The following is an 8,338-nucleotide window of genomic DNA, read 5'->3' as shown; positions in this document are numbered from 1 at the left end:
ATCAATACACCACGACGCTTCGGATGGATTCGCCCGCATGCATCAGGTCGAAGCCCTTGTTGATGTCGTCGAGGCTCAGGGTGTGGGTGATCATCGGGTCGATCTCGATCTTGCCATCCATGTACCAGTCGACGATCTGCGGCACATCCGTCCGGCCCCGCGCGCCGCCAAAGGCGGTGCCTTTCCACACCCGCCCCGTCACCAGCTGGAACGGGCGCGTCGCGATCTCGGCCCCTGCGGGCGCCACGCCGATGATGATCGACTGGCCCCAGCCGCGATGGGTGCATTCCAGCGCGTCGCGCATCACCTTCACATTGCCGGTGCAGTCGAACGAATAATCCGCCCCGCCGATCTGATCGAAGGGCGTCTTGGTCAGCTCCACGATCTCTTGCACCACGTTCTCGCAATTCTTCGGGTTGATGAAATGCGTCATCCCGAAATGCTCGGCCATGGCCTTCTTGTCGTCGTTCAGATCGACGCCGATGATCATGTCCGCGCCTGCCAGCCGCAGCCCCTGCAGCACGTTCAGACCGATGCCGCCCAGCCCGAACACCACCGCCTTGGCGCCGATTTCGACCTTGGCGGTGTTGATCACCGCGCCGATGCCCGTGGTCACGCCGCAGCCGATGTAACAGATCTTGTCGAAGGGCGCGTCGGGCCGCACCTTGGCCACCGCGATCTCGGGCAGGACCGTGTGATTGGCGAAGGTCGAGCAGCCCATGTAATGCAGGATCGGGTCGCCATCGAGGGTTGAGAACCGCGAGGTCCCGTCGGGCATCAGCCCCTGCCCCTGGGTCGAGCGGATCGCTGTACACAGGTTGGTTTTCTGGCTCAGGCAGGACGGGCAGGCCCGGCATTCCGGCGTATAAAGCGGGATCACATGGTCGCCCGGCGCGACGCTGGTCACACCCGCACCAACCTCCAACACCACGCCTGCGCCCTCATGGCCCAGGATCGCCGGGAACACCCCCTCGGGGTCGGCGCCCGACAGCGTGAATTCATCCGTATGACAAATCCCCGTCGCCTTGATCTCGACCAGAACCTCGCCAGGCTGGGGACCCTGCAGGTTGATTTCCATGACTTCAAGCGGCTTGCCCGCTTCGAGCGCGACCGCAGCGCGTGTACGCAAATCGTAATCCTCCCTTGGACAGGCAGCTTTTGCCGTCTTCACCCCGAAGTATGGGTCGGGCCGCGTCCCCGCGACAACGCATACAATGGTTGGTATTGTCCGTTTGACGCCCGCCGCGCCAACTGGACCGATGCGGGCAAAGGCAACGGAGGGAATCATGCGGCTGGCGGATCTGCTGCGCGGCGCGGGGCTGTGTTTGGCGATGGGCGCGGCCGGCTGGGCCGCCGATTTTTCCGACCCGACCTGGCCTTGTGTCCAGCGCAAGGTCGAAACCCTGTCGCCCGGGCTGATGTGGCCGCATCCGATCACCGAGATGACCCTGGACGCGGCGACGCTGGACGATGTGCGCGACCTGTCCGAGCGGCTGTCGCTGCGCCGGCTGGAGCTTGCCGAGATCCAGCCAGAGATCGACCGGTTCGTCACCAGCCACGGGTCCGATCCCGCGCTGTTGGGTCAGGTGTTCGACCGGGTCTTTACCCGGCTGTCGCGCACGCGCACGGCGATCATCAGGGGGATCGGGGACTATTCGCTGGAACAGATCCGGCTTTCGGAACAGATCGAGGCCAAGCGCCAGAGCTTCGATGCGGCGCTGGCCGCCGAGCCGCCCGATTACGATGCCGCCGACGAGATCGAGGCGCAGATCGACTGGGACGAGCGGATCTATCAGGATCGCCAACGCTCGCTGACCTATGTCTGCGAAACGCCGGTATTGCTGGAAAAGCGGCTGTTCGGCGTGGCGCAGATGCTGATCCAGGCGACCGGCGGCTAGGGGTCATTCCCATTCCAGCTCGGTAAAAGCCACGGTGGCATTGCGCGCATTGAACGCATCGAAAAGCGCCCAATGCGGCGCCTCGGACGCGGCGATCTGGCCGACCGCATCGCCCAGCCGCTCGCCCTGATCCAGCGCGGTCCTGGTATCGGCGACCAGCACATCCAGATAGCGCAGCATCGGCGCCGCGCCATCCGGCCAGTCCAGCACCGGCCCGCCATGACCGGGCACCAGCGCCGTGACCGGCAGATCGGCCATCTGCGCCAGCACCGCCTGCCAGCCGCGCAGCGATCCGTCCAGCGCCGGGATATGGCGTTCGAACACCAGGTCCCCGGCAAAAAACACCCCCGTCTGGGCATCGAAAACCGTCAGATCCGTGCGGGTATGGGCGCGCGGCCAGGCCCGCAGCTGCAGCACGCGCCCTCCCAGATCCAGTTCCGCGCGGTCCGTCACCGCGACATCGACCGGGGCGGTCCCGCTGCCCAGAAACCGATCCGCCCCCAGCAGGCGCGACAGGCTTTCGGAATAGTTCTGCTGACGGTCCGCCAGCGCGCGATCCAGCCCCGCGTGCCCCACCACCGTCGCCCCGGCATCGGCAAAGAATGCCGCGCCCAGAACGTGGTCGGGATGCATATGCGTCAGGATCAGGTGGCTGACCGGCAGATCCGTGCGGGCGCGGATCGCGCGCCGCAAATCCTCGGCCACCCAGCGGGCGCTGCCCGCGTCGATCACCGCGACCGACCGGTCACCGATCACGACGCCCAGATTGGCGACATCGCCGCCATTCGCGGCATCGGGCTCGGCGATCTGGCCCATATGAACAAAGACGCCCGGCGCGACCTGAACCAGCGACAGACCCGGCTGCGCGGGGGCGCAGAACGGCGCGCCCTGCGCCACGGTCCCGGCGGGGGGCGCATCCGGCGGGCGGCTGGCCAGCGCGTCGACACAGGCCGCGTGGCTTGTGGCCACGATCCCCGGCAGCAGCGTGTCGCGGCAGGCGGACGGATCGGCGGCCAGACAAAGGGAAAGCAGGGCTTCGAACATCTTAGATCCTTTGCCCGCACTGTCCCCGCACGGGATCGTGAACGGAACACAGACAAAAGATTATAGGGAAAATCGGCCCTTTTCGGCATATAATACACCCCTGTCATGCTGCGAGAGGAGGCGCGTCATGAAGGAATTCCGCCTGTTGGCCCTAGCCGCGCTGTTGGCCGGACCCGCCCTGTCACAGGGGGTCGAGAACCCTCTGACCGACAGCCCGACCTGGCAGGATCTGCAATACGACATCACCGGCGACACCACGCTTCAGGACGGCAGCGGGCTGCTGCGGGTCGACGCGCCCTATCGCGCGCATGACGCCGCGACGGTCCCGCTGGTGATCCGCCAGACCGACGGCACCGCCACGATCACCGGCGCCAAGGTGGTGATCGACGAAAACCCCGCCCCGCTGGCCGCCGAGTTCGCATTCGGCCCCGCCATGGCCCCGCTGGAGCTGGAGATGCGGGTGCGCGTCAACCAGTATTCCAACGTGCGGGTGCTGGCCGACACGCCCGATGGCACCTTCATGACCGGGCGGTTCGTCAAGGCCTCGGGCGGGTGTTCGGCCCCGGCCACGCGCGACCCGGAACTGGCGCTGGCATCCATGGGGCAGATGCAGCTGAAACATTTCGGCGCCGACAACCAGTCGACCCCGCGCCGCGATGCGCAGATCATGATCCGGCATCCCAATTACTCGGGCCTGCAACGCGATCAGATCACCCAGCTGTTCATCAACGCCCATTTCATCGACGAGCTCGAGGTGCGGCAGGGCGACGATCTGCTGTTCACCATGACCGGCGGCATCTCGGTCAGTGAAAACCCGGTGTTTCGGTTTTCCTATACCGATAACGGCGCCCCGGCGCTGACCGTGCGGGCGCGCGATACCGAGGGCAATGTCTTTGAACGGACCCTGCCGAAGGACGCCGAAAGCTGAGCGCCTACTGGCCCTGAAAACAGATGATCTCGGCCTCGGCCTGGGCGCGGCGCAGGTCGGCCACCAGCGCATTGGCCGACGCGGCGGTGCGAAAGATCGACATGCGCTCGCCCCCCGTCAGCCGCAGCGACAGAACGGTTTCGGCCTGCATATAGGCGTCATAGGGCAGGATCGACGCGATGGTGTCGATCGAACAGGCGCATTTTTCCAGCACGTCCCGCCCGCGCCCGTTCACCGCCATGCAGCCAAAGACATAATCGGCGCGCGCGGCGGTGGGATAGTCGTTCAGGCGCTGTTCCACGCTTTGCGCGGCGGCCGCACCCGCCATCAGCCCCAGCACCAGCGCCGCGCGGATCATTGACCGGCCTCGACCGTGTCGAAGGTGGTGGTGGATTGATAGAGCGGCGTACCGTCATCGCCCGGCACCTGCGCGCGCAGCGAATGATACCAGCCCGGCACCTGGTCGGACATGGTCACCGTCAGCGCCAGATCGCCAAAGCCCGACATGCGCGCGGCGTTCGGATCGCCGTCGAAAGGATGCAGGGTGACGGATTGGCCCGCGATGGTCGCACCGCCATATTCGATGCTGACCTCTTCGGTCTCGGCCGGGCGGACCAGCGCCTCTTTCACGCGGTTGCGGATATAAAACGGGCTGCCACCCGCGGTTTCGGCCATGTCGCGCACCACGCTTTCGACAAAGACCATGATCATCGGGTTGCCGACGCTGGCGGGAAAGCTGCCCATGTTGCGAAACGACTCGCCCTGATGGAACCGCAGCCGGGCCATGTCGTCGCTGCCATCAATCGTCAGCTCGATCCGCCCGGTATTGCGCTCGGCATTGTCGGGCGCGCGGCTGTTGGTGACATCGCGGGCATAGACCAGACGGCTTTCCCGGGGCAACGCATCCAGCGTGCCGTCGCGAAACAGCAGGTCATAGGTTTCCTGGGCCCCGGTTGTGCCCGCCGCGACTGGGGCGACCCACAGGCTTGCGGCACAGGCAATGGCGAGCATGATTTTCATCGCGATCCTCCTCTTGCGGCAAAGTCTAGGCCGCGCCCGGTTGGTGTCATTCGATACTTTTGTCGGTGCCGGACTGGCCGGGCACCCCCGCGATCTGGCGCCGCAGCCGGGTCAGGTCCACCGGTTTGGTCATCACGCTGAAGCCGTGATGCTGCGCCATCGTCGCCAGTTCGGGGTTGCGGTTGGCGGTGATCAGCACGGCGGGCACCTCGACCCCGGCGGTCTGGCGCACCCCGCAGATCGCCTTGACCCCGGTATCGGTGCCGTCCAGCTGATAGTCGGCCAGGATGATATCCGGCGCGATGCCGATATCGCGCACGATCTGCAACGCCTCGTCGGTTGCGCGCGTGCCGAACACGCTGGCGCCCCAGCTTTCCAGCTTTTGCACCGTGGCGAACAATACATCGGGGTCGTTTTCGATCACCAGCACCAGCCGCCCGTCGCAGCCATCCTCGGTCGCGGGCTGCGTGGCCTCGGGGCGCGGGGGATCCTGACGCGCGGCCACCACCACCGCCATTTCGATGGAAAAGATCGACCCGACGCCCGGTTTGGACCGGACCCGCACCGTGTGGCCCAGATGACGACAGGTGCGGTCCACAATCGACAGGCCCAGCCCCATGCCCGATCCCGGCGGCACGTTGTCGGCGCGGGTGAATTCATCGAACACGCGTTTCTGATCCTTCAGCGAAATGCCGATGCCGGTGTCCCACACCTCCAGCCGGACAGCATCGCCGCACCGCCGGCAGCCGACCAGAACCCGGCCGTTTTCGGTGTATTGAATGGCGTTCACCACCAGGTTCTGCACCGACCGCATCAGATAGCGCTGGTCCGAGCGCACCCATAGCGACGAGGGCACGACATCCAGCCGGACCCCTTTTTTCTGCGCCATGGGCAACTGGTCCTCGATCACCGTGCGCATCAGCGGGCCCAGGCAGAATTCGCTGGGCGACAGATCGGTGCCGGTGCTTTCCAGCCGCGAGATGTCCAGCAGCGCGTGCAGCAATGTCTCGATCGAGTTGAACGATCCTTCGAGCCGCTCGACCAGCCCCGCCACCGCGCTGCCGCGCGACTGGTCCGACAGGGTCGAGATCAGCAGCTTCGCGGCATTCACCGGCTGCAACAGATCGTGGCTGGCCGCCGCCAGGAACCGCGTCTTGGACGAGACCGCCGCCTCGGCCGTTTCCTTGGCCAGGCGCAGCTCTTCTTCGACACGGGCCTGTTTGCGGCTTTGTTCGGTCAGGCGGCGGTTGGCCTCGGTCAGTTCCGATGTCCGTTCGCGCACGCGCTGTTCCAGCAACTGGGTCGTGCGCGCCTCGAGCGTGGCATCGGTGATGTTCACCAGAAACCCCCGGTCGGGCATCCGGTCCAGGTGAATGTCCAGGATCGCGCCCGACACATGGGTCAGGCGTTCGCGCACGGCCTCGTCGTTTTGCAGCACCTCGCGCCAGCGCTGAATGCCGCCCATCTGATCGGGATCGGCCAGACAGGTATCGCGCACGCAATCGACGATCTGGGCAAAGCGCGTCCCGGCCTGCAACAGGTGCCGTGGGATCTGCAGCAGGTCGCGGAACCGGTCGTTATGCACCCGCAAGGTGCCGCGCGCGGAAAAGGTGGCGATGCCCACGCTCATGTTGTTGAACGCGGCCTGCATGTAATCGGCCTGTCGGTCGATCAGCGTGTCTTTCTCGGACCGGTTCTGGCGCACGATGCCGGTGATTTCGGTCAGCAGGATGATCAGGCTGTCAGAGCTGCTGGATTGCAGGCTGAGCTGGAACCAGCGATCCCCGTCCAGTTCGATCACCGGCGTCGGCAGACGGCCGCTTCCGGCCAGTGGCGCCCGCGCCAGTTCGCCCGCCGCGCGCAGCGTGGCCTGTCCGCTGACCAGATGGCGGCTGCCGGTCAACAGCGCGAAATACCCCGTTACGTCCAACCCGGGCCGAATACGGTCGCTGAGATCCGGCAACAGGGTCTGGAACAGCTCGTTGAACAGCTGCAACCGCCCGTCGGCGAACAGGGCAAAGCCGCCCTCCATTACCGACAGGGCGTCGGTCAGGTTTTTCTGCGTGCGCTTGCGTTCCTCGCGCAGGCTCTGCAATTCGTTCGACGCCCGTTCCAGATCGCGGGTCTTGGCCCAGATCTCGCCCTGCAGGGCAATGGCCGACTGGAACGCGGCATAGCCGCTGTCGCCGATCTCGTTCTGGCGCCCGGCGCGGCTGACAAGGGCCTGGATGATCTTGGCCTGCTTGGCAACCTGAAGCTCCAGCGGATCGTCGGGGTCGATCAATGCAGCGCCCTCTGCTGCGGCGGAAAGAACGCGACGCCGACAAAGGTCTGGTTCACATGCACGCCGCAATGCTGTTCGCCATAGGTGTTGAAGCCCAGCACGCGGGCCTGGCGCATCAGCTGCGACACCTCGGCGCCCAGCTGTTTCTGGTCGATCTCGAGCCGCCGAAGAATACAGTCGAAGCCAAGGATGAATTCCGGCGCATGGCCGGCGGCGTCGGTCACGCACAGCTCGTCCGCCAGGGTGCGCAGGATCTCCTGTCCCTTGCCCAGCGTCAGCAACAGCCCCACATCGATGGCCGAGATCAGCGACAACGTGCCATCGGGATGGACCTCTTTGATCGAGCGCACATGGTAAAGCGCGTTGTTGCGCACCAGAACCGGGTTTTCGGCAAAGATCTCGGCCGACAGATCCTCGACCGCGCAGCCGACCATCCGGGCATATTCCCGGGCCGCCGATGTGCCGTTGATTTCCAGCACAAGCCGTTCGTCGGGCACCGCATCGGTCACGACCATCTGGGTATCGGTGGGCTGAAAGTGATCGAAGCCCAGCCCGCGGAATTCCATATCCGTATCCAGCAGGATCAGCAGCGCGGCATTGGGATGAAACCGCCCACCATGCAGGATCAGCGTCTCGCGGAATTCCAGCCCGTCACTGGCCGAACCGCCAAAGACCGGGATGTCGTTCAGCGCCGTGGCCAGGGTGGCGGCCAGGATGTCCTCTTGTTTCGAGGTCCCGTCGGCCAGCACCAGCCCAAGCCGGTTCCAATGCGCGGTCTTGTGGAAATCCCCCGCCAGCTTGCGGGCCTGGTCCGACACGTCCTTGATCGAAAACGGCTTCAGCGGCGAGATCAGCATCGACGCGCACCGGAAATGAGCGCGCGAGAACCCGATCGCCAGAAGCGCGCTGCTGTCATACCCCTGGGGCGTGATCTGCCCCGCCGCGGTACAGCCGAAAACCGGGATGCCCGCGAATTGCGACAGCATCTCGGCCGCCAGCCGGTCCCGATCCAGCCCGACCGGCACAAAGACCAGCAGGAAACAGATCTCGTCCGGGTCGATCTGCGCGGCCAGCTCGGCCACGGCGGTCGCGGCGTCGCTGGCATGCGACACCGCTGGGCTGATCACGTTGGAATGATGGCCCGGACGGGTCAGCATCCCACCG

8 protein-coding genes are annotated in these 8,338 nt (G+C 65.6%); 2 read left to right on the top strand and 6 right to left on the bottom strand.

Features of this window, described 5'->3' with window-relative positions:
• Position 1 precedes the first annotated feature (1 nt).
• Positions 2-1,129, bottom strand: a complete 1,128-nt coding sequence (locus CLM60_RS19520; protein ID WP_095590836.1) for an S-(hydroxymethyl)glutathione dehydrogenase/class III alcohol dehydrogenase — start codon at positions 1,127-1,129, stop codon at positions 2-4.
• Between the two features lie 157 nt (positions 1,130-1,286).
• On the opposite strand from CLM60_RS19520, the gene CLM60_RS19515 reads away from it, so the two are divergent.
• Positions 1,287-1,898, top strand: a complete 612-nt coding sequence (locus CLM60_RS19515; RefSeq protein WP_245848538.1) for a hypothetical protein — start codon at positions 1,287-1,289, stop codon at positions 1,896-1,898.
• A 3-nt stretch (positions 1,899-1,901) separates the two neighbouring features.
• Here CLM60_RS19515 and CLM60_RS19510 read toward each other — a convergent pair whose 3' ends face one another.
• Positions 1,902-2,942, bottom strand: coding sequence for a quinoprotein relay system zinc metallohydrolase 2 (locus CLM60_RS19510; RefSeq protein WP_095590835.1), 1,041 nt, complete (start codon positions 2,940-2,942; stop codon positions 1,902-1,904).
• Positions 2,943-3,069: 127 nt separating this feature from the next.
• Between CLM60_RS19510 and CLM60_RS19505 the strand changes: the two genes are divergently transcribed.
• Entirely contained in the window at positions 3,070-3,870 is an 801-nt protein-coding gene (locus tag CLM60_RS19505) for a quinoprotein dehydrogenase-associated SoxYZ-like carrier (protein ID WP_095590834.1), read from the top strand.
• Positions 3,871-3,874: 4 nt separating this feature from the next.
• Here CLM60_RS19505 and CLM60_RS19500 read toward each other — a convergent pair whose 3' ends face one another.
• Genes CLM60_RS19500 through CLM60_RS19485 form a run of 4 tightly spaced genes read right to left on the bottom strand, consistent with a single transcriptional unit; the run spans position 3,875 to position 8,331 of the window.
• Complete coding sequence (locus CLM60_RS19500; RefSeq protein ID WP_095590833.1) at positions 3,875-4,228, bottom strand: hypothetical protein; 354 nt, start codon at positions 4,226-4,228, stop codon at positions 3,875-3,877.
• A complete protein-coding gene (locus CLM60_RS19495; RefSeq protein ID WP_095590832.1) occupies positions 4,225-4,890 on the bottom strand; it encodes a hypothetical protein in 666 nt (221 codons plus the stop codon). The genes CLM60_RS19500 and CLM60_RS19495 overlap by 4 nt, the downstream gene beginning before the upstream one ends.
• A gap of 46 nt (positions 4,891-4,936) precedes the next feature.
• Positions 4,937-7,174, bottom strand: coding sequence for a hybrid sensor histidine kinase/response regulator (locus tag CLM60_RS19490; protein ID WP_095590831.1), 2,238 nt, complete (start codon positions 7,172-7,174; stop codon positions 4,937-4,939).
• Complete coding sequence (locus CLM60_RS19485) at positions 7,171-8,331, bottom strand: FIST N-terminal domain-containing protein (protein WP_095590830.1); 1,161 nt, start codon at positions 8,329-8,331, stop codon at positions 7,171-7,173. Before CLM60_RS19485 ends, CLM60_RS19490 begins: the two co-directional genes overlap by 4 nt.
• Between the last annotated feature and the right edge of the window lie 7 nt (positions 8,332-8,338).

Origin of the sequence: Actibacterium ureilyticum, assembly GCF_002285435.1 — a bacterium.
GTDB lineage: Bacteria > Pseudomonadota > Alphaproteobacteria > Rhodobacterales > Rhodobacteraceae > Actibacterium_C > Actibacterium_C ureilyticum.
This window is presented reverse-complemented; position numbering and strand designations above follow the sequence as displayed.